Source organism: Hymenobacter chitinivorans DSM 11115 (assembly GCF_002797555.1).
Taxonomy (GTDB): domain Bacteria; phylum Bacteroidota; class Bacteroidia; order Cytophagales; family Hymenobacteraceae; genus Hymenobacter; species Hymenobacter chitinivorans.
This window is the reverse complement of the sequence record NZ_PGFA01000002.1, coordinates 707,041-732,177: the sequence shown is the minus strand read 5'-3', so window position 1 is coordinate 732,177 and position 25,137 is coordinate 707,041. Positions and strand designations below refer to the sequence as shown.

Below are 25,137 nucleotides of genomic sequence, written 5' to 3'. Positions count from 1 at the left end.
CTGCCGCGGCGGAAAGGGCTTTTTGTATAGCGCGGAGCCTCAGAATAGCTCGGGCCGCCGCTGCGCCAAAGGCAGCGAATTTGGCGTCACCTCTTGCTGACCGAAGCCGCAGGCCGCGCAAAAACGGGCTTCCGGGGTCCGCAGCGGCTTACGGCATTTCGGGCAGGGCGGGCCGTAGAGCTCAACGCTATGATGCAACACGGCATTCGGATTGGTTTCCACAAAGCCCGTCAGCAGCCGGTACATTTCCAGCATGGGCTGCCAGGCTCGCGCTGTGCCGGTTAATTCCATAGGGTGCAGAATTCGGCCCCGTTTCTGCGCCTCGGCTTTTACCAGGGCCAAACCCTCCCGAATAGTGCGGTGGACCAGTTGGCTTTCGGCGGGCTCCAGCATCGGCATTTCCTGCTGACAGCGCCAGCACCAGAGTATCTTCATTACAGGATTTACTCGTCAAGTTTGTCAGTCAGCCAGTCGTTGGCCTGCCGCTCGTCGGTAAAGTACTGGATTCGGTAGTGGGGGTTGACCTCGGCGGGCAGCTGGGCCAGCCGGGGCCGGGTCCCGACTTCGTACAGATACATCGGGGAAAGCAGCACGGCCAGGTACAGCACCCCGCCGAGCTGCTGGGCGGCCCCGGGAAAAAACTCGTCGGTGACCCAGCGGGCCGTGTCATCGTCGCTGTGGTTGCGGCGGCGAATGTCGAGCAGCCAGTACCGGCAGCCGTAGGGCTGGGCCGCCCGCAAAACCTGCTCGTACGTGCTGCGGATATCGGCTACTGCCACTGGCTGCAGCCAGCGGGCAATAATCAGGCAAGCATCAGTCCGGTAGGTGATGTCCAGCGAATCGGATGCGTAAACCTGTTGATACATAAGGCGCAAGCAGCGGTGCAGTACCGGAGCGGGGGGTTAATACTCGGCCATCTGGCTATCCTGGTAGCACCAGGCCCACTGCTCGCCGGGCTCGGCTGAAATAATCACCGGATGCTGGGTAGCCTGGAAATGCTTGGTAGCGTGCTTGTTTTTTGATTGGTCGCAGCAGCCCACGTGGCCGCAGCTCTGGCACACGCGCAGGTGCACCCAGGTGTCGCCCTGGGCTACGCACTCGGGGCAGCTGTAGTCGGCGGCCGGAACCAGGGTTTCGAGGGCCGAAAGGTGTTCACAAAGTGCCATAGAGCAGCAGGAATAGGGTAGTTTGAAGTTAGGAAGCCAAAAATTCGGTTTCGGGCACGAGGCGGGTGACGATGCGCAGGCCGCTCATCAGGGTTTTCTGCACTGGGCACTTTTGGGAAATAACTTCCAGGCGCTGGCGCTGCTCCTCGGTCAGGGGCCCCAGCAGGCGGAGCTCCTTGGTTACTTCTTCCAGCATCTGGCCGGGCTGCTCGCACTTTTCGCAGTCGTGCTCGTGCACGCGCTGGTGGCTCAGGCGCACCTCAATGCCTTCGAGCGGCCATTTTTTCTGGTTGGCGTACAGGCGCAGCGTAATGGCGGTGCAGGCACCCAGGGCACTGAGCAGCAAGTCGTAGGGCGTGGGGCCCTGATCCTTCCCGCCCACTTCCACGGGCTCATCAATGAGGAAGGTGTGGCGGCCGGCCTGCACGTCGGCCTGCAGGGCTTCGGCTCCGACGCGCACCAGCACGTGTTTATCCAGTAACATACAAAGGCGGGGTTAACCTAGCCCGCAACTACTGCCGGGCTTCCGAGAGAAAAGATAGGCATTTCCGCATGCTTTTGCCCATCAGCCGCAGCTGGCCGCAGTTACCGCCCGTCGTGGGTAGGCGGCAGGTCGAGGTCGAAACGAATGTCGCGCATGCAGCGGAAATGGCCCTGGGGGCACTTGGCGTAGCCAATTTTGGAACAGGGCCGGCAGGGCAAACCCGGCACTTCCAGCACCCGAAACTCGGTGCGGTAGGGATACATACCAAACTCGGGCACGGTGTTGCCCCACACGCTGAATATTTCCTTATGAAAGGCCGCAGCAATGTGCATCAGACCCGTGTCGTGGCTGACGACCAGCTGGGCCTGCCGCACCAGGGAGGCCGACTGATTCAGCGAGTACCGCCCGCAGGCGTTGTAAATGAGTGAATGAGTGAATGAGTGAATTTCTTTGCTTTGCTGCTCAAACGCCTGCTCCACGACGTGGCCGGTGGTTTCGTCTTCGGGGCCGCCAAGCAATATAATGGGCCGGTTGAGTTGGGCGCAGAGCGCAATGATTCGTTCGGTAGGCAGACGCTTGGTAGCGTGCTGGGCCCCAATGGCAAAGGCCACGTAGCCGCCCTGAAACCCGGCCGGCAGCGTGGCCAGGTCCACTTCGTCCTGGGGCGGAATAAAATAATCCAGGCCCTGCCGGTCGTCTTGCACGCCCAGCGGGGCCGCGGCGGCCAAGTAACGCTCCACGATGTGCACCCGGGGCAGCACGTCTATTTTGGCATTGACCAGCAGCCACTTCTGCCAGTTGAGCTTGTCGAAGCTGGCCGATTTCACACCCAGCCGCAGCTTGAGAATACTGGTCCGCAGGTTGTTGTGCAGGTCTACGATGAAGTCGAACCGCTCCTGCTTAAGCTCGGCCACCAGCTCGGCCAGGGAGCCAGTGAGGTAGTGCGCCTTGTCCACGTAGGGGTTAGGCTCGATGATGCTGCGGTAGGCCGGTTTGGTGCAATAGTGCACCTGGGCGCCGGGCACCTGCTGCTTGAGGGCCCGCACCACGGGAGTCGTCAGCACAATGTCGCCGATGGAGGAAAAGCGCAGAACCAGAATCTTCATAGGAGCTACTCACGGCCGCCGCACCCGGCGCGGCCCGGGCTAGTTACCCAAACAGGGAGTCTTTGTATTCCAGCGGGGGCTTGATGTTGGCTTTGCGCTCGGCAAAGTAGGCGGCCACTTCTTCTCCGCTCAGGGCGTTGAAAGTCATGTCCTTAGTCAGCCCGCCCTTGCGGCCCATCATCACGCCGTAGCGCATGTCGGCGTAGCCGTCGGTGTGGTGGGCGTCGGGATTGATGCTGAGCTTGACGCCTTGGTCGAGGGCGTAGCGCACCCAGCGCCAGTCCAGGTCGAGGCGCCAGGGGTTGGAGTTGATTTCGATGATGACGTTGTGCTGGGCGCAGGCGTCGATAATGGCTTTGTGATTAATGGGGTAGCCTTCGCGCCGCAGCAAGAGCCGACCCGTGGGGTGGCCCAGCATGGTGGTGTAGGGGTTGGCAATAGCCCGCAACAGCCGCTCGGTGGCTTTGCGCTCGTCCATGCGCAGGTTGCTGTGCACCGAGGCCACGATAAAGTCGAACGACTCCAGCACGCTGTTCGAGTAGTCCAGGTTGCCGTCGCCGAGAATGTCGCTCTCGATGCCCTTGAAGATGCGGAACGGGGCCAGCTCCTGGTTGAGCTGGTCGATTTCGCGCTGCTGCTGCCGCACCCGCTCGGGGCTCAGCCCGTTGGCGTAGTGGGCGGCCTGCGAATGGTCGCAGATGCCCAGGTACTCGTAGCCCTGGTCACGCAGGAACTCGGCCATCTGGCGTAGGGTGTGGCTGCCGTCGGAATACGTGCTGTGGTTGTGTAGGGAGCCGCGCAGGTCTTCGTCGGTGAGCAGCTCGGGCAGCTTTTTCTCCTGAGCCAGGGCCACTTCGCCCAGTCCTTCGCGCAGTTCGGGCTCCACGTATTGCAGGCCGGCCTTTTCGTAAATGGCCGTTTCCTGGTAGAATTTCTCCCGCTTCACCAGCTGCCGCAACGAGCCGGCCCGCGCATCAGTCAGCGGCTCCGACAAGTGGGCTTCGGCGGCCGAGTGCAGGAACAGCTGGTTGACGAAATCTTCTTTGCTGACCAGATACACCTCCACTTTCACGCCCGAGGCCGTGGCCGTCCCGCGCCAGGCAAACGGGCCGGAGCGCTGCGGGTCGGGCGTGAGGCCGTCGAGGCCGTTGAGCAGCTCGTGGGCCTGCCGGGGCTGGGTTGTGGCGGCCACCAGCGTCACGGTTTCCACGATTTCGAGGCGGCGGCGCACTTCCCCGGCCACGGCCACCGAGTCGGTGCGCAGGGTGTCGCGCAGGCGGCGGGCCAGCTCTTCGGCTAGCTCCTCGGCCTGGGGGTAGAGCACTTTGCCCCGGCTTTCCTGGTTGAATTCGAGGGCGGCCAGAATCGTGTCCTGGGTCTTTTTGCCGAAGCCCTTGAGCTTGCTCACCTCGTCGCGCTCGGCGGCCTCGCGCAACTGCTCAGGACTCTCCACGCCCAGCTCCCGCCACAAAACCCGGATTTTCTTGGGCCCGATACCCTTGATGTTGAGCATTTCCACCACGCCGGGCGGGGTTATTTCCAGCAGCTTGCGCAATTCCTCAAACGTGCCCGTATCGAGCATCTCGGCCACTTTGGCGGCGGCCGTCTTGCTCAGGCCGGTCCGGTCGGGCAGGCCGGTGCGGTCCATGTCGGCCACGGGCAGCTCCAGGCGCTCCAGCGTGGCAGCGGTGCCTTCGTAGGCGCGGATTTTGAACGGGTTTTCGTCGTGCAGCTCCATGAGCGACGCGGCGAGGCGAAAGGCACGGATGAGGGCGCGGTTATCCACTTCGTTTCTTGGTTGATAGTTGATAGTTGATAGTTGATAGTTGTTAGGTGGCTTATTGACCTGTCGGAACTGACAACTGACAACTAGCAACGAACAACCACAACAGGCAGCGGCGGCCCGTCAAAGGTACGGGCCAAAGTCGTACATTCGCTCCTACGGGCCAGTACGAGGCCCGGCCGACCTTTTGTTTAACTTTCCTTTGCCGCTATGCGCGTTCTTCTGTTGTTGGCTTCGATGAGCTTGTTTTTGTTGGCCGGTACCTGCAATACCGATTCCCGCGCCTCGTCGCCCGAGCTCAAGCGCCTGGAAGGCACCTGGCTGCACGCCCACGAGGAAGACCAGGGCGAGGTGCGCGTGTACCGCCCCAACACCTACGCCTTTCCGCCTTCCCGGGGCCGCACGGGCTTTCAGTTCGACCATAACGGCCTGTTTACCCAGTACGATATTGCGCCCACCGACGGGCTGGAAGGCCGCAAAGGCCTCTGGAAAGCGGAAGGCGCCAACGTTATCCGCATCAGCCTCGACGACAAGAAGGAGCCCGACTACAAGCTCGAAATCGTGTCGTTGGAAAATGGAGTGCTCAAAGTAAAGCGCATCGAATAGCAGGCCGCGTGCAACCTTAGCCGGCTTTATCTCATCTGCTCTATATTCTCCGACTATTTTTCCGCTATGCTGCGCCGTTTACTGTTTTTACTCTCCGTCCCGATGCTGCTCGGCAGCTGCGAAAAAGAAGCTGACGCCACAACTCCCCTCGTAAGCCAGGCCACGTTTGAAGCCCACATCCAGGGCCGGAGCTGGCTCGAATCGTGGGAGGAAGAGCAGCCCGGCAGCGACATTAAAGTGTTTCGACCCGAAACCGCCAACCTGCCCGTTTCCCGGCCCCGCTACGGCTTCCAGCTGGACGCCGACGGGGTCTTTATCGGGCGCGGCCCCTCCCCCGACGATGGTATTGCCGTGTATCCCGGCCGCTGGCTGATGGAAGGCAACCAGCTGGTCCGCGTCACGCCCAGCGGCCAGAGCACCGGCTACGGCCTGCAGATAATTTCCCTGGAAAACGAGGTGCTCAAGCTTCGTCAGGTGGAATAAGCCCGCAGCAGCTTCGCAGAAAAAGCCCAGCAAGAGCTGAACTGAAGTTTTTTCAGTCTTCTTTTGCCGGGCTTTTCCATTTGCTTTTCTGTTTGCTTTCATGAATTACTGGCTCGTTAAATCAGAACCCAGCGCTTATTCCTGGCTTACCTTCACCCAGGACGGCCGCACCGACTGGACCGGGGTGCGCAACTTCCAGGCCCGCAACTACCTGCAGCAGATGCAGCCCGGCGACCTGGTGCTGTTCTACCACAGCATGACCGAGAAGGCCGTGGTGGGCATTGCCGAGGTCGGGGCCGGGGCCGCCCCCGATGCCACCGCCGAGGCCGGCAGCGGCTGGGTAGCCGTGGAGCTGCGCCCCCAGCAGGCCCTGGCCCGCCCCGTGACCTTGGCCCAAATCAAGCAGGACAGCCGCCTGACCCAGATTGGGCTGCTGCGCCAGTCGCGCCTGAGCGTGATGCCGCTGCGGGCCGAGGAATTCGACGTGCTGCTGGAGCTCGGCAGCTAGCTTTTGCAGCTTCTAACTGGCTAAGCCTGGCGCCTTTCGGGGCAGCCGGGCTTTTTTGTGGCCGTGAACAGAAAATTGGGTGGGCGGTGTTGTATGGAAAAGCGGCGAATAGTGCATCTGTTTACGCACAGGGCGTGACTATCTGTGGGCTTCCTCGTATCTTCCGTATGCTGCTGCCGTCACGGGCAGGTAGCCTCCCCTTCCGCTATGAAACAACCCGTACTTCGTCTCTTACTGCTGGTGTTCGGGGGCCTGCTGCCGGGCCGGAGCCAAGCCCAAACGGTGCCGGCCACGCAGGTCCCACGGCAAACGGCCCGCCTAGAGCTGCCCCTGCAGTCGTCGTCGAGCGACGTGCAGGTGCTGGCCATTCCCGAGGATAGCAGCGTGGTGCTGCTGGTAGAGCGCGAGGCCAAGATTACCGGCCCCAGCACGTTTACATTTCAGAAACTAGACAAGGACCTGCACAGCCGCTGGGAAAAGCCGCTGGAAGTACCCGAGCGGTTCAGCCTGGCCGAAACCTGCAACGAAGGCAGCATGGTGTACGCCTTGTTTCAGGATGATTATCTGAGCAACAAGCTCTGGATTGCGGCCCTGAACAGCCGCACCGGCGACATGCGCACCACTACCTACGACACCAAGCTCACGCACTCGGTCTACAGCATGAAGGCCCTGGACGGCAACTTGTTCGTGACCGTGCAAATCGAGCAGCACCTGACCGTACTGCTGCTCAAGCTGGCCTCGGGCGACTTTCAGTTTTTGCCGGCCGTGTACGAGCCCCTGGAAAGCCAGCTCACCTTCCTGGCCGACTCGGTGGCCAAGCAGGTTAAGTTTGTGGTCAGCCAGAACAACGGCGTCAAGTCGCGGCTGCAGGTCAAGCAGATTTCGCCCCAGGGCAAGCTGCTGCACAGCGAGTTTGTGCAGGCCGAAAGCAACCGGAGCCTGCTCACGGCCCAGCTCAGCCCCGGCGACTCCACCCACCGGCTAATGGCCGGCACCTACACCCTGCGCGATATTCGCTACTCCCAGGGCTTATTTGCCACCGACCTCACCCAGCCCCTGACGGCCAGCGGGGCCCGGCCGTCGTTGCGCTTCTACGACTTTCTGAACCTGAAGCACTTTTTCGACTTTATGAGCCCCAACCGCCAGGCCCGGCTGCGGCAGCGCGGGGCCCGGCGGTTGGCCGCCGACCGGGAGTTTCGCCTGCATTACCGGCTGCTCATGCACGATTTGCTGCCCAGCCCCGAGGGTTACGTGCTGGTGGCCGAAATCTACTTCCCGCACTACCGCTACAATAATTACGGCTTCGGCTTCGTGGGCACGGCCCGCAACTTCGACGGCTACCACACCACCCACGCCATTGTCTGCGGCTTCGACCAACACGGCAACCTCCTGTGGGACAATACTTTCGTTTTGAAGGACGTGGAGCACTACAACCTGGAGGAAACCGTGCGCATCCGGCCCCTGCCCGACGGCCGCTACGCCCTGACTTACATCGACGACCACCACATTCGCTACAAAATCATTGACCGCACCGCACCTTCGCCCAACGACTGGGAAGTGCCAGTCCAGACCACCCTGGCCGCCGATACCAAGGAAAAAATCACCAACACCGCCAGTTCCGATGTGCAGGCCTGGTACGGCGGCCGTTTCCTGGCCTTTGGCTACCAGCACGTGCGGGCCCCCAACTGGAACGGTCGGGACGTGTTTTTCGTCAACACCATAGATTTCGAGTAAAGCCAACGACCGGGCCGGGCCTGCGTATGGAAAAGGCACTTTGTTCTTTTTGCCTTTTTTTACGCTATGAAAAACCGACTCCTGACCTTGTGGGTGCTCGTGGCCCTGCTGGCCGCCAGCAGCTGCCGCACCAGTGGCCCGGGCACTCCCGCCCGCACCGTGGCCGAATTCTTCAACAAGTACGAAAACCGCTCCGGCTTCAAAGCCACCGACTGGTCGGCGGGCCTGACGACGCGCCTGCTGCTACTGAAGCTGGGCAACCTGGGCGGCGACAATGAGCTGACCCAGGCCATATCGGCGGTGCGCAGCGTGAAGGTGCTCACCTTTTCGCCCACCTCGGGCAGCGCCCGGGAGCTGGTGGCCGAGGGCCTGACCAAGGAAGTAGACGGCCTGCTGGCCAACGAGCGGTACACCCCCCTGCCCGTCACGGCCGAGGCCGGCACCACCGTCATGCGCTACTCGGCCCGGCAGCAGGGCGACAAAGTGAAGGAAGTGGTGGCTACCGGCAACGTGCAGGGCGCGCCCGAATCGTTTATGCTGGTCGCCATTTCCGGCGACTTCACCCAAAGCCAGGTCAATAAGCTGGTCAAGTTCCTGCCCAACGTCAGCGGGGAACTGGCTAAGTAACCATGCTACGTTCTACGCCAGAAAAGGCCGTCCGACATCCGGGCGGCCTTTTTTGTGGCTATACATTCAGAGCTGAGCCGCATGAGCCCCACAAGTTGGCCCCGGGTACGAAATCGTGTACTTTATCTGCCTGATTCTTACCTGGCAATATCTATGCGTTGGAAAGCAAGACTACTGGGGCTGTTGCTCCCGCTCGTCCCGGGTGCAGCCTGGGCCCAGAACAACAAAATCGAAATAGGCCACATCGACAGTTTATCGTCAAAGGTGCTGGGAGAACGGCGAGGACTGTGAGTGTACGTGCCACCTGCCGCAACTGAGCCCGGTTATGCTCCCAAGTGCTACCCGGTACTCCACCTGCTCGACGGCGACTGGCATTTTCCCTACGTCACGGCCCTCGTGCAGCAACTCAGCACCGTGACCAGCCTTGGGGTTTGCCCGGAAATGATAGTTGTGGACATTCCTCACCCCTACCCCACCCGCGGCCTGACGCCCACGCACTCCACCAAACGCTGGGACGGGGCCGAAGACCGCACGCTGAACTCATCCGGCGGAGGCGAAAAATTCCTGGAGTTTCTGGAAGCTGAACCGCTGCCCTACATCGACGCGAAGTATCCGACGGTGCCTTACCGGCTGCTGATGGGCCACTCCCTGGGCGGCCTGACCGTAATTAATACGCTGGCCACCAAGCCCAAAGCCCGGCAGTATTACACGGCCACCTCCCGGATTGAGGACTTGTCGGAGGCCCGGCAGAAGATAGCCGAGCTGCAACGCGCTTCCAGGAAGCCCTAGCCCAGCATCACAAAAAAAGGGCCTCACCAAGTTGGTGAGGCCCTTTTTTATTCGGCAGCAAACCGTCAATTACATGCTGGGCTGCGGCAGGGTAAAGAATTCGAACTTGAACTCGACGCGGCGGTTCTGCGACATGCCGGCCTTCGAGGTGTTCGGAGCGGCGGGCTCACCCTCGCCACGACCTTCGGTCACGACGCGGCTGCCTTCCACCTGCTTACCGGTGAAGTAGCGCTTCACCGATTCGGCGCGGCGCTCCGACAGGCCCTGGTTGTACTCATCGGTGCCGCGGCTGTCGGCGTGCCCGATGATGCGGATACCGTACTCGGGGTGGGTTTTCAGCGCCTCAATCATCTTATTCAGCGTGGGGTACGAGCTGCGCTCAATTACCGTGCTGTTGGTTTTGAAGCGGATGGGCACTTCCAGCTTCCGGATGGCGGGGTCTACTACCAAGGGGCAGCCAGTGGCGTCCACGCGGGTACCGGCGGGCGTGTTGGGGCACTTATCCACGTTGTCGAGTACACCGTCGTTGTCTTGGTCGAGTACCAGCGGGCAGCCGTTGGCGTCTACCTGGGTACCGGCGGGCGTGTCGGGGCACTTATCGTCCTGGTCCCGGACGCCGTCATTATCGGCGTCGGGGCAGCCGCGCAGCTGGGGCTTGCCGGGGGTGTCGGGGCAGGCATCTTCGCTGTCGCGCACCCCGTCGTTGTCACGGTCGGGGCAGCCTTCCAACGCTGCTACACCTTTTTCGGTGGGGCACTTATCCTGGTAGTCCGGTACCCCGTCACCGTCGCCGTCGAGGGGGCAGCCTTTCTCGTCCACGGCCACGCCGGTGGGCGTGTCGGGGCACTTATCTTTTTTGTCGCTCACGCCGTCCCCGTCCGTGTCCTTGGCTTTGCCAAAGGCAATGGTCAGGCCCACAGTGTGCTGCAGGTAGCGGTCATCAATTTTGTCGTCGTCCCGAATCGGCTCCCCATCCAGGTTGGCGTTTAGCGGAATGTGCTGGCCGGTTTGCACAAACAAACCCACCGCGTCGCTGAGGCGGAAGTTGATACCAGCCGCGCCAAAGGCGTCGAAATACGTTTTGTCTTCGTCAATGCGGGCGCCGCGCACCGAGCCTTCGCGGCTGGTGTAGGCAATGCCCGGGGCCAGCAGCAGGTAGGGCTGAATTACGGCGTCTTCCTTCAGAGCCCAACCGTTGTTGAGCTTCAGTTTCAGGGCCAGGTTCACGTTCACCACGTTGGTGTTGAAGAACGTGCTGGCATCCTTGGTGCCTTTCAGCTCAGTGTAAGCCCCCTGCAAACCCAGGTCGAGGCCGGGGGTGAGGTAGCGGTTGATGCTGATGCCGGGGCCGTAGTGGTTGTTGCTCCAGTTCCAGAAGTCGGAGCCGAGGCTGCCCTTGTACTGATACGCGCTGCCGTAGAGGCTAAGGGCCGTCTTGCGGTCGGCCGTCTGCGCGTGCCCATCCGGGGCCGCCGCCAGCAGCGTCAGTCCCAGGGCGAGTGAAGAGGTTAGAGAACGTTTCATGAGAACGGGTTTGGGTGACAAAAACGCCAGTTTGCGGGGCGCAAACTGGCCCGGTGCCGCAAACATAGGTACCGAACTATACTTTTCGAATGCGAGAAGGTTGTCTTACCCGGGTGGTTTTTGGCAAAAATTGACTTGTTCAGCTCCTTTCTCCCTGCTTTTCAAGGACTCTCGGGCCCACATATTTTTTGTAAAAAAATTCTATATTTTAATTTTTCAAGGAAGCCGTAAAACAAAAGAGCCGCCCAGGCTACGGGCGGCTCTTGTCGGGGCCGATCAGTTGGCTGCTACCAAATCTAGCGCCGGGCTTCGCGCATCAGCCGCTCGATATCGTCGGCTTCGAGCGGAATATTCTTCATCAGGTCCTCGTTGCCGGAAGCAGTAATGAGAATGTCGTTTTCGAGGCGGATGCCCAGCCCTTCCTCCCGGATGTAGATGCCCGGCTCGCAGGTATAGACCATGCCCGCTTCGAAAGTGCGGTACTTGGCGCCCACGTCGTGCACGTCGAGGCCCAGGTAATGGCTGGTGCCGTGCATGAAGTACTTCTTATACAGCGGGGCGGCCGGGTCCTGGCTCTTAACGTCGCTTTCGTTGAGCAAATCGAGCTTAATCAGCTCCTGCTCCATCACGCGGCCCACTTCGGCGTGGTAGTCCTCGATGTTGTTGCCGGCCACCAGGCGGGAAGTGGCGTGTTTCATCACCCGAAGCACGGCTTCGTACACGGCGCGCTGCCGCGGGGTAAAGGTGCCATTGACGGGGATGGAGCGCGACAAGTCGGCGGCGTAGTTGCCGAACTCGGCGCCGAAGTCCAGCAGCAGCACGTCGCCGTCCTGGCACTGCAGGTCGTTGCTCACGTAGTGCAGAATGCAGGCGTTGGCACCCGAGGCAATGATGCTGCCGTAGGCTGGGCCGCGGCTGCGGTTGCGCACAAACTCGTGCAGGATTTCGGCTTCAATCTCGTACTCCCACACCCCGGGCTGTACGAAGCCCAGCAAGCGGCGGAAGGCTTTTTCGGTGATGTTGGCGGCCTCGCGCATCAGGCGAATTTCCTCCTCGCTCTTGATGGCGCGCAGCTGGTGCATGATGGGCGCCACGCGGCGGTACTGGTGCAGCGGGTAGGCTTCGCGCAGCTTTTTGCCCAGGCGGGCGTCGCGGGTTTCGACCTCTACCACGGCTCGGATGTGCTCGTTGGAGTTGAGGTACACGTTTTCGGCCTCGTTCATCAAAGCCGGCAGCACCGTTTCGAACGAGTCGAGCCACATGATGGTGCGCACTCCGGACTGGGCGCGGGCGTCGTCCTTGGTCAGCTTATAGCCTTCCCAGACCAGGATATGGTCACTGGTTTCCTTCAGAAACAGGATTTCGCGGTATTGGGGCAGCTTGGCGTCGGGAAAAATCACCAGGATGCTTTCCTCCTGGTCCACGCCGGAGAGGTAGAACAGGTCGTTGTTCTGACGGAAGGCCATGGTGCCGTCGGCATTGGTCGGCATCACGTCGTTGGAGTGGAAAATAGCCAGCGACGCCGGGGGCAGCTGCTGAACGAAGTTGCGCCGATTCTGAATAAAAAGCTGCGGATCGATGGGGCCGTAACGCATGGGATGAGGTTAGAGTGCGAACAAAGACCCACCGCGGGCGGGCCGGCTGCAAGTTAAATAGATTGACCACACACGGGCCCGCAAGCCGGGGCCCGGGCCTGCGAGTTTGCACCGGGGCCCGGGCCGGGTATCTTTGCAGATTGCTACTTATCTATGCCCAATCCAGTTGCCCGCCGCGCCGTCCTGCTCATCCAAACCGCCTTCATCGGCGACGTTATTCTGGCCACGGCCTTGCTGGAGCACCTGCACCTGACCGAGCCCGGCACGCCCGTGGACTTCCTGGTGCGCAAGGGCAACGAGGGCTTGGTCAAAAACCACCCCCACGTGCGCCAGGTGCTGATCTGGGACAAGAAACAGGACAAGTACCGCGGGCTGTGGCAGCTGCTGCAGCAGATTCGCGGGGCCGACTACCAGCGCGTCATTACGTTGCAGCGCTTTGCCTCCACGGGTTTCCTGACGGCGTTTTCGGGCGCCCCCGAACGGGTGGGCTTCGACAAGAACCCGTTTTCCTTCCGCTTCACCCGGGCCATCCCGCACGTCATCGGGGCGGGCGTGCACGAGGTGTCGCGCAACCTGCACCTGCTCGACCCGGCCTATGACGGGCCCCTGACCCCGCCCCGCCTCTACCCTACCACTGCCGACGAAGCCGCCGCGGCCCAGGCCGCCGAGCTGGCCCAGGGCGGGCCCTACCTGTGCATCGCCCCGACTTCGGTGTGGTTTACCAAGCAATTCCCGCGGGAGCAGTGGCTGAAGCTGCTGCGGGCTTTGCCACTCAAGTACACCGTGTTTCTCATTGGCGGCCCGCCCGACGTGGCCGAATGTGAGGCCCTGCTGGAAGCCAGCGGCCGGCCTGGGGTAGTTAATCTGGCCGGCAAGCTGTCCTTGCTGGCCTCGGCGGCGCTGATGCGCGGGGCGGTGCTGAACTACGTCAACGACTCGGCGCCCATGCACCTGTGCTCGGCCCAGGGCGCGCCCACCTGCGCCATTTACTGCTCCACGGTACCGTTTTTCGGGTTTGGCCCGCTGAGCCCGTTTTCGAGAGTGGTGGAGTTGCCCGAGGAGCTGGCCTGCAAGCCCTGCGGCCTGCACGGCTACCGCAAATGCCCCCTGAACCATTTCCACTGCGCCCACGGCATCGAAACCAGCCAGCTGCTCAGCGCCCTGGCCGAAGCCGAAGAATATTAATGTGCTAATGATTAATGCGCTGATGTGCTAATGCAAAACTCGTGTGCTTGCGAGCTTGCGAAGCAATCCGTCCGCTGAAATGTGCCGAGTTTTCTAACGTGAGAAGCCCTTTCCTACAAGTGATAGGAAAGGGCTTTCTGGTGAAAGAGCGTTGGTCAGTAGCAGAAGACGGATGGCCACGGCTACGCCTCGCAAGCACACGAGTTTTGCATTAGCAGATCAGCACATTAATCATTAGCCATTAACTCGCACCTTAACAGCGTTACCTTTGTGGGGATGAAACCAGCGGCGGGGCTTGCTGGTTAGTATCTTTTCCGGCTGGTCTGCTTTTTCAGTCCGCCGGCTCCTGTCTTCAAGACCCTATTCAATGTCTGATTACGACCTCTACGAGTTGCCCAACGGCATTCGGGTTCTTCATAAACAAGTACTGCACACCAAGATTGCGCACTGCGGCTTCCTACTGGACATTGGCTCCCGCGACGAGAAGCTGCACCAGCTCGGGCTGGCCCACTTCTGGGAGCACATGGCTTTCAAGGGCACCGAAAAGCGCAAGAGCTTTCATATCCTGAACCGCCTCGAAACCGTGGGTGGGGAGCTGAACGCTTATACTACTAAGGAGAAAATCTGCTTTTACGCTTCCCTGCTCAGCACCCACTTCGAGCGGGCCTTCGAGCTGCTGACCGACCTGACCTTCAACTCGGTGTTTCCCGAAAAGGAAATCGAGAAGGAGCGCGGCGTGATTCTGGAGGAAATGAGCATGTACCAGGACGCCCCCGAAGACGCCATTGTGGACGACTTCGACGACGTGATTTTCCCCAACCATTCCCTGGGCCACAATATCCTGGGCACCCGCGAGAGTGTGTCGAGCTTTCAGCAGCAGGATTTCTACCGGTTTCTGGCCGACAACGTGCGCACCGACCGGCTGGCGTTCAGCTCGGTGAGCAACCTGCCCTTCAAGGAAGTAAAGCGCCTGGCCGATAAGTACCTGGCCCCGATTTCGGCCAAGCTCGGGGCCCGGCCCCGCACGCCGTTCACCGCCTTTCAGCAGGTAGAGCAAGTGGAGCGCAAGCCCATCAACCAGGCGCACTGCATCATCGGGGGGCCGGCTTACGCCATTGGCGACGCCCGCCGGATTCCGTTTTTCATGCTGAATAACCTGCTCGGCGGCCCGGGCATGAACTCCCGCCTCAACCTGGCCGTGCGCGAAAAGTACGGCCTGGTCTACACCATCGACTCGACTTACAGCCCCTACACCGACACGGGCTTGTTCGGCATTTACTTCGGCACCGAGAAAAAGCAGGTGGCCCGTACCATTTCGCTGGTCAACAAGGAGCTCAAGCTGCTGCGCGAAAAGACCCTGACCACCAACCAGCTGCACGTAGTAAAGGAGCAACTGATGGGCCAGCTGGCCATGTCGGAGGAAAGCAACAGCGGCATGATGCAGCTGCTGGGCAAGAGTACCCTGGATTTGGACCGGGTGGAATCCATCAACGAGGTCTTCGCCCAAATCCGCCAAATTACCGCCGAGCAGCTCCGCGACCTGGCCAACGATGTGCTGCGCGAAGACAACTTAAGCATGCTGCAGTACCTGCCGGAATAGGTGAGGTGGTGAACTTGTGAAATGGTGAGTTGACGTTGTGTCCTTGCGAGGCGCAGCCGTAGCAATCCATCCTCTGCTGGTGACAACCGCTCTTTCATCAGAAAGCCCTAACGCCTAACTAGACGTTAGGGCTTTTCACATTAGAAGGCTCTGCCTGTTTCGGAGGACGGATTGCTACGGCTGCGCCTCGCAAGGACACCAGCACGCACCACATGCACCAGCAGAACATCAAACTCACCATTTCACTAATTCACCATCTCTCCCTTTGCGCATCTTTGGTCACGTAGGTACTTACCGGCCCGGCGACACGTTTGCCTCCCGTTTAGTCTTGAGCGCCGCGGGCGTGCACCGGCCGCTGCGGGCCGGCGTGAGCGGCACGCCGGCCGAGGGCGTCGATTCCATAGTGCTGGCTGGGCAGTACGAGGATGACGTGTTTGGGGAAGACCAGATTCTCTACGCCGGCCACGGCGGCCGGGACCCTAAAACCGGCCACCAGACGGCCGACCAGGAGCTGACGGCCCGCAACCGGGCTTTTCATACCAGTCTGGCAACCCGGCGGCCGGTGCGAGTACTGCAGAAAGTGCCCGCTGGGGATGAAACGTTGGTATATCGGTACGAGGGACTCTACCAGGTAACGGCCGCCCAGTACGTGCGGGGCCGCTCGGGCTACTATATTTGGCTCTTTACATTGCGCCCGGCGCTGGCAGAGGCGTAGCGCCGGCCGGGTGTTGCCGTTATTTGCCCTTTGGTTTGCTTTTCTCTCTATTCTGAACCGCTAGCGGCATGCCGTTTACGCCCGCCCATCCGGCCCTTATTTTACCCGTGCTCCGTGCCGGGCAGCGCCGGCTCTCGGCCACGGCCCTGGTACTGGGCGCCATGGCTCCCGACTTCGAATACTTCCTGCGGCTGCGGCCCGACGGCATCTACGGGCACACCTGGGCCGGTATTTTTTGGCTCGATTTGCCCCTGGTGCTGCTTTTCGCTGGGCTATTTCACAACTTGGTGAAGGTGCCGCTGGTGCAGTGCCTGCCCACGGTGCTCCGCTCCCGTCTGCTGCCGCTCACGGCTGGGCGCTGGCCAGCGCGGCGACTAATATCCGGACCGGTGCTGCTGGGCGCGCTGCTGGGCTGCCTGTCCCACATTGTCTGGGACTGGTTTACCCACGACGACGGCCTGGTGGTGCTGCACTGGGCCTGGCTGCGCCACACGCTGCCGGGTTTTGGGCCTAGCTGGCCGCTGTACCAGTTTCTGCAGTACGTCAGCACCTTTATCGGGCTGGGCAGCATCCTGTGGTACGTGCTGCAGCTGCCCAAACGGCCCACGCCCCCGCTGCCGCCCACCCGCACCCGGTTCACGTTTTGGCTGGCCACCGGGGCCGTGCTGCTGCTGCTTTGGGGGCCGTTTATGATTTACTCGGCCCAAATCTGGCCCTTTGATGCCAACTCGGTGCTGGTGACGGGCATGAGCGCCGGCCTGGTGGGCCTGCTAGTAGCGGCCGGCGTGTTGCGCCGCCGCCTGGCCCCGGTCCCCACTTCCTGATTGTTGAATTTACCTTCCCTGTCCCCGTGCACCCCGACGAACTGCAAGCCTACGCCGAAAACCATTCCTCGCCCGAACCCGAGCTACTGCGCCGCCTCAACCGCGAAACCCACGTGCAGGTGCTGGCCCCGCGCATGCTCTCGGGGCACTTGCAGGGCCGGGTCCTGAGCATGCTCAGCCACATGGTGCGGCCCCGGCGGGTGCTGGAGCTGGGCACGTTTACGGGCTACTCGGCCCTGTGCCTGGCCGAGGGCCTGCTGCCCGACGGTGAGCTGCACACCGTGGAGCAAAACCCCGAACTGGAAGCCCGCATCCGGCGCTACGTGGCTGAGGCCGGCCTTACCGACCGAATTCACCTGCACATCGGCGACGCGGCTGCCGTGCTGGCTACGCTGCCGCAAACCTGGGATTTGGTGTTTATCGACGCCGATAAAATCAACAACGCCCGCTATTACGAGCTGGTGCTGCCCCAGGTGCGGCCCGGCGGCTTTATCTTAATTGACAATGTGCTGTGGAGCGGCAAGGCCCTGCCCTCCTACCCGCTGAAGCCGGCCGACAAGGACGCCCACGCCGTGCGGGCTTTCAACGACTTCGTGCAGCAGGATGAGCGGGTGGAAAACGTGTTTCTGCCCCTGCGCGACGGCCTGCTGCTGGTGCGCAAACGATAATTTTCCGGGGCTGGGTTAAACATTTGCCTTCAAGCCGCGTCTATTGAGCTTCAGGCTCAATAGGATGATGAGAAAAGTAGCTGTATTACTAGTATTGTTGTTCGGGGCTCTCCCCGGATTTGCGCAAACTTACCCCGTTTCCGGCCGCGTGGTCGACATTACTGATCAGTCGCCGCTGATTGGGGCCAACGTGCTGCTCGTGCACCTGCCCGACTCGGCCAAGACCGGCACCGCCGTGGATCCGACGGGCAGCTTTTCGATACCTGCCGCACCCGGCCGCTATATTCTGACAGCCTCTTTTCTGGGCTACGTCACGCTGCGGCGGCCGGTGGAAGTTACCAACGGGCCCGTGGCTTTGGGCGCCCTCACTTTGGCTACCAGCCAGGTGAAGCTAAAAGGCGTGGAAGTGGTGGGCCAGGCCGCCGCCGCCGTGCAGAAGGGCGACACAACCCAGTACGACTCCCGGGCCTTCAAAACCAACCCCGACGCCAATGCCCAGGATTTGATTACCAAAATGCCCGGCGTGGTGGTGCAGGACGGCAAAGTGCAGGCCCAGGGCGAGCAGGTGCAGCGCATCACCGTCGACGGCAAGGAGTTTTTTGGCAGCGACCCGGACGCCGTGCTGAAAAATCTGCCGGCCGAGGCCATCGACAAAATCCAGGTGTTTGACCGCCGCAGCGACCAGTCGCAGTTCACCGGCTTCAATGACGGCAACACCGAGAAAACCATCAACATCGTGACCAAGCCCAGCTTCCGCAACGGGCAGTTTGGGCGCATCGTGGCCGGCTACGGGCCCAGCAGCGGCAGCAACAGCCTCTCCGACGGCAAGTACCGGGTGAGCGGCAACATCAACTCGTTTAAGGGTGCGCGCCGCTTTTCGGTGGTAGCTCAGTCTAACAACGTGAACGAGCAGAACTTCGGCACCGACGATTTGCTGGGTGTCATCGGCACCTCGGCCCAGGGCGGGGGCGGCAACCGCGGCGGCCAGGGCGGAGCCCGGGGTGGCCAAGGCGGCCAGGGTGGCAACCGCGGCGGCGGGCAGCAGGGCGGCGGCAACGCCGGCAACTTCTTGGTGAACCAGGCCAGCGGCATTTCCACGACCCACGCCGTGGGCCTGAACTTCTCCGACACCTGGGGCAAAAAAGTGGACGTGCAGGCCAGCTACTTTTTTAACCTGAGCGACAACAACTCCAACAGCACCACCAACCGCCTCTACAACGTGCTGACCCGGGGCCGCACCCTGGGCTACGACGAGGTGTCGGACGGCTCGGCCCGCAACATCAACAACCGCTTCAGCCTGCGCCTCGACTACAAAATCGACAGCGCCAACTCCATCCTGTGGCAGCCGCGCCTGACGATGCAGAACAATTCGAGCGACAGTAACCTGGACGGCAACACCTTTTTGAGCGCCTTTTCGGACGTGCCCGACAGCGTGCAGAGCGCCAACCGCAGCCGCTACAACTCCGACCAGACCGGCCTGACCTTTACCAACCAGGTGCTCTACCGCCACCGCTTCGCCAAGCGCGGCCGGACCTTCTCGCTGGGCCTGAACACCACCTACAACGACCGGAACGCGGACAACTACCTGTTTTCCGACAACTTCGACTACACCGCCCGGCCCGAGGCCCGGGTTACCCAAACCAACCAGTACTCCCGCCTCGACCAAATCGGGTGGACCTGGAACGGCTCGGCCAACTACACCGAGCCAATCAGTCTGAAAAGCCAGCTTCAGCTGAACTACTCGCTGAACTACTCGCCCAACGACTCCGACAAAAAAACCTACAACCTGCTCAGCGGGGAGCAGCGCGAGCTGGACGAGCAGCTCAGCAACGTCTTTACCAGCCGCTACGTCACCAACTCCGGCGGGCTGACTTACCGCTACCAGTTCGAGAAGCTGGAGTGGGCCGTGGGCTCGTCGGTGCAGTACGCCCAGCTCCACAACGAGCAGGAGTTTCCGCAGACGGCCACCACCGACCGGCCGTTCTGGAGCGTTTTGCCTAATGCCACGCTGCAGTACAAATTCTCCCGCAACCAAAACCTGCGCCTCAATTACCAGACCCGCACCCAGAATCCGAGCATCAGCCAGCTGCAGGCCGTAGTAAATAACTCCAACCAGCTCCAGATCCGGACCGGCAACCCCGACCTGGCCCAGGAATACTCGCACAACCTGTTCTTGCGCTACTCCTCGACCCAGCCCGAAACCTCGCGCTCCTTTTTTGCCCTCATTGGCGGCTCGTTTACCAACAATTCCATTGCCAACAGCACCACCGTCGTGCGGCAGCCCACGCCCATCGACGGCACCAACGTCATCGTGCCCGCCGGCGGTACCATCATCCGGCCCGTCAACCTGAACAACCAGTATTCGCTCCGCTCGTTTGCCAACTACACCCTGCCGCTGAAGCCCATCAAGTCGAACCTGAACCTGAACGCCTCGGCCAGCTTCAGCCAAACACCGGGCTTCGTCAACGGAGTGCTCAACTACAACCGCTCCCCCAATTTCGCCCTGGGCGCGGTGCTGAGCAGCAATATCAGCCCCGAGCTCGATTTCACCATTTCCTCCAACTCCAGCCAGACCTACGCCCGCAATACGGTGCAGAGCAACAGCAACAGCCAGTATTTCCGTCAGAACACCACTCTGCGCCTGAACTGGATTCTGGTCAAGGGCGTGACTTTGCAGTCGGAAGTGAACCACCTGGCTTATTCGGGCCTGACGGCGGGCTATAACCAGAACTTCGTGCTTTGGAACGCCAGCCTGGGCAAAAAGCTGTTTGCCAAGCAGCAGGCCGAAATCAAGCTCTACGCCTTCGATTTGCTGGCCCAGAACAACAGCATTCAGCGCAACATCACCGACGCCTACACCGAAGACGTACGCACCAACATCCTGCAGCGCTACTTCATGCTGATGTTTACTTACAACCTGCGCAACTTCAGCGGCGCAGGCGGCGCAGCCCCCACCGATGCACCGCGCGACGGAAACCGGCAATTTGGCCCGCCCGGCGGCATTCCCGGCGGCCGGCCACCCGGCGGCGGCGGCGGGCCCGGCACGGGCTTCGGCGGCTAAGCACCCCGGATTTCTTCCCTGTGAAACCAGCACCCGAACGGGGCCGCGGCTTGGCAAAAGCGGCGGCCCCGTTCGGGTTTTTGCCGCCCGGATTTTGCACCGGTCGGCTCGACGGGCCGGATTGGGGCAGGAACTACGGCTTGAAAAATGAGCATTTTTACGGCTTTTTCTGCCGTATCCAGGGTTTTTTCGCCTACTTTGTACACGGTCGGCGCTGGTCCTCAGTAGGATTGAAGCCAGAACTACCGGTTTGCCTCCTATGAAACGACTTATACTCACGCTGCTCTGCCTGCTGCCGCTGCTGGCCGCGGCCCAGAGCGTGACGGTCCCCGCGGACCTCTATTTTGCCGGTTTGCACCTGCGCCTCACCGAGGGAGGCCGGGCCGCCGTCCAACAGAAAGTAGACGCCATCCGGCGTTACCAGCCCTCGTTTCAGGCCCGCGTAAACCTGGCCGACGCCCACTTTCCGCTTATCGACCGGGTGTTTCAGACCGAGGGCGTGCCCCTGGATTTCCGCTACCTGGTGCTCCAGGAAAGCGGCCTGCAGGGTGAGGCCCAGTCCATCCACGACGCAGTGGGCTACTGGCAGTTCAAGCGCGAGTCGGCCACGGAGCTGGGCGTGGTCGTCAACGACGTGGTGGACGAGCGTAAGCACATCGTGGCTTCGTCGCGGGCGGCGGCCAAGTACTTTCTGCGCAACAACAACACGTTTCACAACTGGCTCAATACCCTGCTCAGCTACAACCTGGGCCTGACCGGGGCCAAGCCCTACACCCTGCCCACCGACTTCGACGCCACCGAAATGGAAGTCACCGAGCAGACTCACACCTACGTGCTGACGTTTCTGGCCCACAAAGTAGCCTTTGAGCCCGCCTGCGGTCAAAACCCCAAGCCCCCGATGCTGCTGGCCGAATTTCCGGCCGCGGCCGGGCAGCAGCTCTCGGCCCTGGCGGCTTCGTTGCAAACCAGCCCCGCGGAGCTGGCCAAGCACAACCGCTGGCTGCTCAACGACGGCCCCGTGCCCCTGGATAAGGCCTACACCATTCTGGTACCCGTAACCGACCCGCTGCAACTTACGGCCATGGCGGCCCAGCAGAAAACGGCCGCCGCCGGCCAGCTCCTGCACGAGCCCAAACCTGACCCGCAAAACGCCGATTTCGTGCAGGTCAACGGCTTGCGCGCCATCATTGCCCTGCCCGGCGACACCAAGGAGAGCCTGGCTCAGCGGGCCGGGGTGAAGATGCGCAAGTTCATGCAGTACAACGACTTGTTTGCCTTCGACAACATCGTGGTGGGTCAGCCTTACTTCGTGCAGAAAAAGCGGGATAAGGCCGCCGTGGAGTACCACGTGGCCCAGCCCGGCGAGAGTATAGCCACCGTGTCGCAGAAATACGGGGTGCGGGCCAAGGCCATCTGGAGCAAAAACCGCATGCCCCGCAACGAGGAGCTGCGCCCGGGCCGCATTCTGTGGCTGCAGCACACCCGGCCCAAGGAAGTCGCCATCGAGTACGCCAAGAGCGACAACGCCGCTGCCCTGGCCGCCTTCGAGCGCGCCCCGCAGCCGGCCGCTCCCGCACCGGCGCCGGCCAAACCAGTCCGCAAAAAGGAAAAAGCCCAGGATGAGTCCGAGCCCTACACCGGCACGACGGCCGCCGCCAACCGGATTCTGGAAGATGCCACCGACGCCGATTCGGCCACGACCAACGCCGACAAGACCCTGGTAACCCAGGCCGACAGCGTGACGGATGACCACATGGAAAACCTGAACGAGCTGCCCGAGGCCACGGCGGCCAGCAAGCCTGCCGCCCCCGCCAAACCAGCGCCGAAGGAGACACCCGTGGTTCAACAGCCCAAAAAGCCCCTGCCCACCGCGGCCCCCGTTGCCGATGAGCCCCGGGACGAAGCCGTAGCGGCCCAGCCCGTGAAAGTCCCGGCGGCCCAGCCGGCCGCTCCCAAAGCGGCCCCCGCTCCAGTAGCTACTGCGCCGGCCAAAGCGCCGACGCCGGCGGCTGAACCTGCCGCTGCCACCAGCCCGGCGGCCCGCCCGCTGCCGCCCTCCTACTCGGCGCCTACTGCCACTGCTGTGGAGCCAGTACCGGCCAACGGCCAGCACACCGTACTGAAAGGCGAAACCCTCTACGCCGTGGCCCGCAAGTACGGCCTGCGCCCCGCCGACCTGATTGCCTGGAACAATTTGCCCGCCAGCCCGTCGTTGCGCCTGGGTCAGGTGCTGCGCGTGGTGGCTCCTACTACCGCCATGGCCGCCGCTAGCCCCGCCACGGGCACGCCGGAAGTAGCCGCGGCGGCTGTGGTAGCCCCGGTGAGCCACACGGTGGTAGCCGGCGAGTCGATGTACGGCATTGCCCGGCGCTACGGGGTGAGCATCAAGCAGGTGATGGAGTGGAACAACAAGGCCGACGCCAATGTGAAGCTGGGGGAAGTTTTGGTTATCAAGCCCACCAAATAGCCCGCCCCGTATTTTTGTATCGTTTCCGATTCTTAGTCTCTGATTTTCCGAATGCGTCCCTTCTTTCGAGTACTCCTGTTTGGCGGCCTGCTTGCGGGCCCTTTGGCGGCCCAGGCCCAGCAGTCCACCGCGGCGGCCCCGGCTGCTCTTTCCGAAGATTCCGTACGGGTAATGTCGGGCCTGGTGCAGACCAGCGTGCGGCAGCTGCGCGAAATCTACTTCGAGCCCAGCGACACCCGGGCCGTCAGCCTGATTGAAGCCGCCCTGCTGCAAATTCCGACCCTGAACCAGCGTTTGAGCCACTACACGGCCAGCCTCCCGCGCGAGCAGCAGCAGGTCCTGGCCCAGCGCCTGCGCCAGCAGCCCTGGCAGATTGAGCTCCAGACGCTGATGCGCAGCCCGCAGTTTCGCAACTTCGACGCCCGCGCCGCCAAAAACCCCGACTTGAAAGCGGCCACCGAACGGCTGCGAGCCTCGGGCTTCGTGGGCGCCTCCCGCCCCGCCCCGGCCGTAGCCGCCGCTCCGGCGCCCGAACCCATGGGCACCATTGCGCCGCCACCGCCGTCGAAACCGGCCAAGCCCGCTTCCGCCAACGCCTTGGCCGCCTCGAAAGCAACCGGAACCAAGCCCACCACTGCCTTCAAAGTCGCCCCGCTGACGACGCCCGTCAAAGCGGCGCCAGTGGCGGCTCAACCCACCGTGGCGGCTGCCCCAGCCGTAGCGCACGCCAATGCCACGGCTACGCCAGTGGCCGCCGCCCCGGCCCGCCACACGGTGCAAAAGGGCGAGACGCTGTTCAGCATTTCCCGGCGCTATGGCGTAACGCCGGCCCAGCTCCAGGAATGGAACAACAAACCCACCGGTGCCGTCAAAATCGGCGAAGTACTGGTGCTGAACTCGGCCAAGTAGCCCCAGACCCAATTCGACCAATAAAAAAGGGACGCTGTAGCAGCGTCCCTTTTTTATTGGTCTGGCTCAGCACCGCGCTAGGCGGCTACGGCTACCGGCGGGGCCAGGCGGGGAATCCGGCGGGTGCGCGACTTGAGAAACGTCACGACTTCGGCCTCCGACTGGTACTGCTCGCCGAGGTCGACGAAGTGCCGGGCCAGCAGATCGTAGCGCCGGGTCATGAGGTAGGCGAAGATGTGCAGGAAGTGAATACCGTCGAAAACCACGGCCTGCTGGCGGGTGTACTCGGCCAGGTTCTGGCGGAAGTGGGCTGGGTGCTCGGTCCAGTGCAGGGCGGGCTTGAGGTGGTGACTGATGTGGTAGCCGTCGTTCCAGCACTTGTGGTTGTACTTGGTGTTGATGCAGGTCACGCTGTTGGTGTAGCAGTTGCCGGGGTCAGCCGAGTCGATAAAAGCGTGCTGGCTCCAGTTACCGAGCATCATCACGGCCCGCGTCACGAGGACGGGCAGCACCAGCACGGCCAGGGTAGCGGGCAAATTCACGAAAGCCAGCCCGGCCACGGTCAGTAGGTAGACCACCTCGCCCCGCAGCAGCCGAAACCGCAGCTTGGGCTTGTTGGTGCGCCCGAAATACAAGACAAGCTTCGGAATGCCCAGCAGAAAGAAATCGACCAGGTAGCGCCCGAAACTGGCGGCCGAGTCGCGCTGGTAGTACATGGTGGAGCTTTCGTCGTCGGGCAGGTTGTTTTCGGGGTGGTGCATGCCCAGGTGGTGGGTGAAGTAGGTTTCGGGAGTTTGCCCAAACAGCGGCCCAATCACCCAGGGAATGTAATGGTTGAGCCGGGCGTACTTCTTCTTAAACAGGATGCGGTGGCTGGTGCAGTGCAGCATCAGCCCAAACGGCCCCTTGAAGTAGAACGTGGTCAGCAGCAGGTACAGCCCAAACACTGCCCACCACGCCGCGGCCGGCAGCCCGGGCACAAACAGCAGCCCGGCCAACGGCAGCAGCGTGGCCGATATTTCTAGGATGAGGTACACGAAGGGCAGGTCCCGCTTGTCCTGAATAAATTGCAAAAACCAGGCGCCGAGCCGGGAAACCGGGGCCGCCGGGTCATAGACCGGGTCGGTAAGAGAAACCAGATACTTCATGCGCAGATACTGACCGAACCGCTCGGCCGGGAATGACAAAAACGACTAAATAGAAACCCAGAAATAACCATGTGCCGCCGCCCGGAAGCGACGACCTGATCAGCGTAGAAAATCCAAAGTAGCTGCTCGGCAGCCGTAGATTAAGCTGGCCCTGT

At 61.9% G+C, this 25,137-nt stretch carries 23 protein-coding genes; 14 read left to right on the top strand and 9 right to left on the bottom strand.

Annotated elements, in window-relative coordinates:
* Window positions 1-39 precede the first annotated feature (39 nt).
* The 6 genes from CLV45_RS16755 to CLV45_RS16730 form a co-directional block, all read right to left on the bottom strand.
* Window positions 40-393, bottom strand: coding sequence for a zinc ribbon domain-containing protein (locus CLV45_RS16755; protein ID WP_245882897.1), 354 nt, complete (start codon window positions 391-393; stop codon window positions 40-42).
* A gap of 50 nt (window positions 394-443) precedes the next feature.
* Entirely contained in the window at window positions 444-866 is a 423-nt protein-coding gene (locus CLV45_RS16750) for a hypothetical protein (RefSeq protein WP_100337602.1), read from the bottom strand.
* Window positions 867-902: 36 nt separating this feature from the next.
* A complete protein-coding gene (locus CLV45_RS16745) occupies window positions 903-1,166 on the bottom strand; it encodes a UBP-type zinc finger domain-containing protein (RefSeq protein WP_100337601.1) in 264 nt (87 codons plus the stop codon).
* 28 nt (window positions 1,167-1,194) lie between these two features.
* Window positions 1,195-1,650 carry an OsmC family protein gene (locus CLV45_RS16740; protein ID WP_100337600.1) on the bottom strand — a complete coding sequence of 152 codons (456 nt, stop codon included), beginning with the start codon at window positions 1,648-1,650 and terminating at the stop codon, window positions 1,195-1,197.
* Between the two features lie 101 nt (window positions 1,651-1,751).
* On the bottom strand, window positions 1,752-2,756 hold the full coding sequence (locus CLV45_RS16735) for a glycosyltransferase family 9 protein (protein ID WP_100337599.1): 1,005 nt from the start codon (window positions 2,754-2,756) through the stop codon (window positions 1,752-1,754).
* Between the two features lie 43 nt (window positions 2,757-2,799).
* Window positions 2,800-4,542: a helix-hairpin-helix domain-containing protein gene (locus tag CLV45_RS16730; RefSeq protein ID WP_100337598.1), complete on the bottom strand. Its 1,743-nt coding sequence runs from the start codon at window positions 4,540-4,542 to the stop codon at window positions 2,800-2,802.
* A 207-nt stretch (window positions 4,543-4,749) separates the two neighbouring features.
* On the opposite strand from CLV45_RS16730, the gene CLV45_RS16725 reads away from it, so the two are divergent.
* From CLV45_RS16725 to CLV45_RS16700, 6 genes are all read left to right on the top strand, one after another.
* Window positions 4,750-5,145, top strand: coding sequence for a hypothetical protein (locus CLV45_RS16725; protein WP_100337597.1), 396 nt, complete (start codon window positions 4,750-4,752; stop codon window positions 5,143-5,145).
* 66 nt (window positions 5,146-5,211) lie between these two features.
* A complete protein-coding gene (locus CLV45_RS16720) occupies window positions 5,212-5,628 on the top strand; it encodes a hypothetical protein (RefSeq protein ID WP_157807592.1) in 417 nt (138 codons plus the stop codon).
* A gap of 100 nt (window positions 5,629-5,728) precedes the next feature.
* Window positions 5,729-6,136: an EVE domain-containing protein gene (locus CLV45_RS16715; RefSeq protein WP_100337595.1), complete on the top strand. Its 408-nt coding sequence runs from the start codon at window positions 5,729-5,731 to the stop codon at window positions 6,134-6,136.
* Window positions 6,137-6,343: 207 nt separating this feature from the next.
* Entirely contained in the window at window positions 6,344-7,870 is a 1,527-nt protein-coding gene (locus CLV45_RS16710; protein ID WP_157807591.1) for a hypothetical protein, read from the top strand.
* 66 nt (window positions 7,871-7,936) lie between these two features.
* Window positions 7,937-8,497: a DUF4252 domain-containing protein gene (locus CLV45_RS16705; RefSeq protein ID WP_100337593.1), complete on the top strand. Its 561-nt coding sequence runs from the start codon at window positions 7,937-7,939 to the stop codon at window positions 8,495-8,497.
* A gap of 297 nt (window positions 8,498-8,794) precedes the next feature.
* Entirely contained in the window at window positions 8,795-9,286 is a 492-nt protein-coding gene (locus CLV45_RS16700; RefSeq protein WP_157807590.1) for an alpha/beta hydrolase, read from the top strand.
* 69 nt (window positions 9,287-9,355) lie between these two features.
* Here CLV45_RS16700 and CLV45_RS16695 read toward each other — a convergent pair whose 3' ends face one another.
* Window positions 9,356-10,810, bottom strand: coding sequence for an OmpA family protein (locus CLV45_RS16695; protein WP_100337686.1), 1,455 nt, complete (start codon window positions 10,808-10,810; stop codon window positions 9,356-9,358).
* A gap of 296 nt (window positions 10,811-11,106) precedes the next feature.
* Window positions 11,107-12,405, bottom strand: coding sequence for an aminopeptidase P N-terminal domain-containing protein (locus CLV45_RS16690; protein WP_100337591.1), 1,299 nt, complete (start codon window positions 12,403-12,405; stop codon window positions 11,107-11,109).
* Window positions 12,406-12,558: 153 nt separating this feature from the next.
* On the opposite strand from CLV45_RS16690, the gene CLV45_RS16685 reads away from it, so the two are divergent.
* From CLV45_RS16685 to CLV45_RS16650, 8 genes are all read left to right on the top strand, one after another.
* Complete coding sequence (locus CLV45_RS16685; protein WP_100337590.1) at window positions 12,559-13,590, top strand: glycosyltransferase family 9 protein; 1,032 nt, start codon at window positions 12,559-12,561, stop codon at window positions 13,588-13,590.
* A gap of 367 nt (window positions 13,591-13,957) precedes the next feature.
* Window positions 13,958-15,190 carry a M16 family metallopeptidase gene (locus tag CLV45_RS16680; RefSeq protein WP_100337589.1) on the top strand — a complete coding sequence of 411 codons (1,233 nt, stop codon included), beginning with the start codon at window positions 13,958-13,960 and terminating at the stop codon, window positions 15,188-15,190.
* Window positions 15,191-15,455: 265 nt separating this feature from the next.
* Complete coding sequence (locus CLV45_RS16675; RefSeq protein ID WP_100337588.1) at window positions 15,456-15,905, top strand: YDG/SRA domain-containing protein; 450 nt, start codon at window positions 15,456-15,458, stop codon at window positions 15,903-15,905.
* A 68-nt stretch (window positions 15,906-15,973) separates the two neighbouring features.
* Window positions 15,974-16,729 (top strand): DUF4184 family protein, encoded by a 756-nt coding sequence (locus tag CLV45_RS16670; protein ID WP_100337587.1) that lies wholly within the window; start codon window positions 15,974-15,976, stop codon window positions 16,727-16,729.
* Window positions 16,730-16,755: 26 nt separating this feature from the next.
* A complete protein-coding gene (locus CLV45_RS16665; RefSeq protein ID WP_100337586.1) occupies window positions 16,756-17,397 on the top strand; it encodes an O-methyltransferase in 642 nt (213 codons plus the stop codon).
* A gap of 148 nt (window positions 17,398-17,545) precedes the next feature.
* Window positions 17,546-20,458, top strand: coding sequence for a TonB-dependent receptor family protein (locus CLV45_RS16660; RefSeq protein WP_170061877.1), 2,913 nt, complete (start codon window positions 17,546-17,548; stop codon window positions 20,456-20,458).
* A 259-nt stretch (window positions 20,459-20,717) separates the two neighbouring features.
* Window positions 20,718-22,925 carry a lytic transglycosylase domain-containing protein gene (locus tag CLV45_RS16655; protein ID WP_100337584.1) on the top strand — a complete coding sequence of 736 codons (2,208 nt, stop codon included), beginning with the start codon at window positions 20,718-20,720 and terminating at the stop codon, window positions 22,923-22,925.
* A 51-nt stretch (window positions 22,926-22,976) separates the two neighbouring features.
* Window positions 22,977-23,834, top strand: a complete 858-nt coding sequence (locus tag CLV45_RS16650; protein WP_100337583.1) for a LysM peptidoglycan-binding domain-containing protein — start codon at window positions 22,977-22,979, stop codon at window positions 23,832-23,834.
* A gap of 77 nt (window positions 23,835-23,911) precedes the next feature.
* Here CLV45_RS16650 and CLV45_RS16645 read toward each other — a convergent pair whose 3' ends face one another.
* Window positions 23,912-25,021: a fatty acid desaturase family protein gene (locus CLV45_RS16645; RefSeq protein ID WP_245882896.1), complete on the bottom strand. Its 1,110-nt coding sequence runs from the start codon at window positions 25,019-25,021 to the stop codon at window positions 23,912-23,914.
* Window positions 25,022-25,137 lie beyond the last annotated feature (116 nt).

Coding starts and splice junctions, on each gene's coding strand:
- CLV45_RS16755 (WP_245882897.1), bottom strand. CDS start 393: ATGCTGGAGCCCGCCGAAAGCCAACTGGTCCACCGCACTATTCGGGAG.
- CLV45_RS16750 (WP_100337602.1), bottom strand. CDS start 866: ATGTATCAACAGGTTTACGCATCCGATTCGCTGGACATCACCTACCGG.
- CLV45_RS16745 (WP_100337601.1), bottom strand. CDS start 1,166: ATGGCACTTTGTGAACACCTTTCGGCCCTCGAAACCCTGGTTCCGGCC.
- CLV45_RS16740 (WP_100337600.1), bottom strand. CDS start 1,650: ATGTTACTGGATAAACACGTGCTGGTGCGCGTCGGAGCCGAAGCCCTG.
- CLV45_RS16735 (WP_100337599.1), bottom strand. CDS start 2,756: ATGAAGATTCTGGTTCTGCGCTTTTCCTCCATCGGCGACATTGTGCTG.
- CLV45_RS16725 (WP_100337597.1), top strand. CDS start 4,750: ATGCGCGTTCTTCTGTTGTTGGCTTCGATGAGCTTGTTTTTGTTGGCC.
- CLV45_RS16720 (WP_157807592.1), top strand. CDS start 5,212: ATGCTGCGCCGTTTACTGTTTTTACTCTCCGTCCCGATGCTGCTCGGC.
- CLV45_RS16715 (WP_100337595.1), top strand. CDS start 5,729: ATGAATTACTGGCTCGTTAAATCAGAACCCAGCGCTTATTCCTGGCTT.
- CLV45_RS16710 (WP_157807591.1), top strand. CDS start 6,344: ATGAAACAACCCGTACTTCGTCTCTTACTGCTGGTGTTCGGGGGCCTG.
- CLV45_RS16705 (WP_100337593.1), top strand. CDS start 7,937: ATGAAAAACCGACTCCTGACCTTGTGGGTGCTCGTGGCCCTGCTGGCC.
- CLV45_RS16695 (WP_100337686.1), bottom strand. CDS start 10,810: ATGAAACGTTCTCTAACCTCTTCACTCGCCCTGGGACTGACGCTGCTG.
- CLV45_RS16690 (WP_100337591.1), bottom strand. CDS start 12,405: ATGCGTTACGGCCCCATCGATCCGCAGCTTTTTATTCAGAATCGGCGC.
- CLV45_RS16685 (WP_100337590.1), top strand. CDS start 12,559: ATGCCCAATCCAGTTGCCCGCCGCGCCGTCCTGCTCATCCAAACCGCC.
- CLV45_RS16680 (WP_100337589.1), top strand. CDS start 13,958: ATGTCTGATTACGACCTCTACGAGTTGCCCAACGGCATTCGGGTTCTT.
- CLV45_RS16670 (WP_100337587.1), top strand. CDS start 15,974: ATGCCGTTTACGCCCGCCCATCCGGCCCTTATTTTACCCGTGCTCCGT.
- CLV45_RS16655 (WP_100337584.1), top strand. CDS start 20,718: ATGAAACGACTTATACTCACGCTGCTCTGCCTGCTGCCGCTGCTGGCC.
- CLV45_RS16650 (WP_100337583.1), top strand. CDS start 22,977: ATGCGTCCCTTCTTTCGAGTACTCCTGTTTGGCGGCCTGCTTGCGGGC.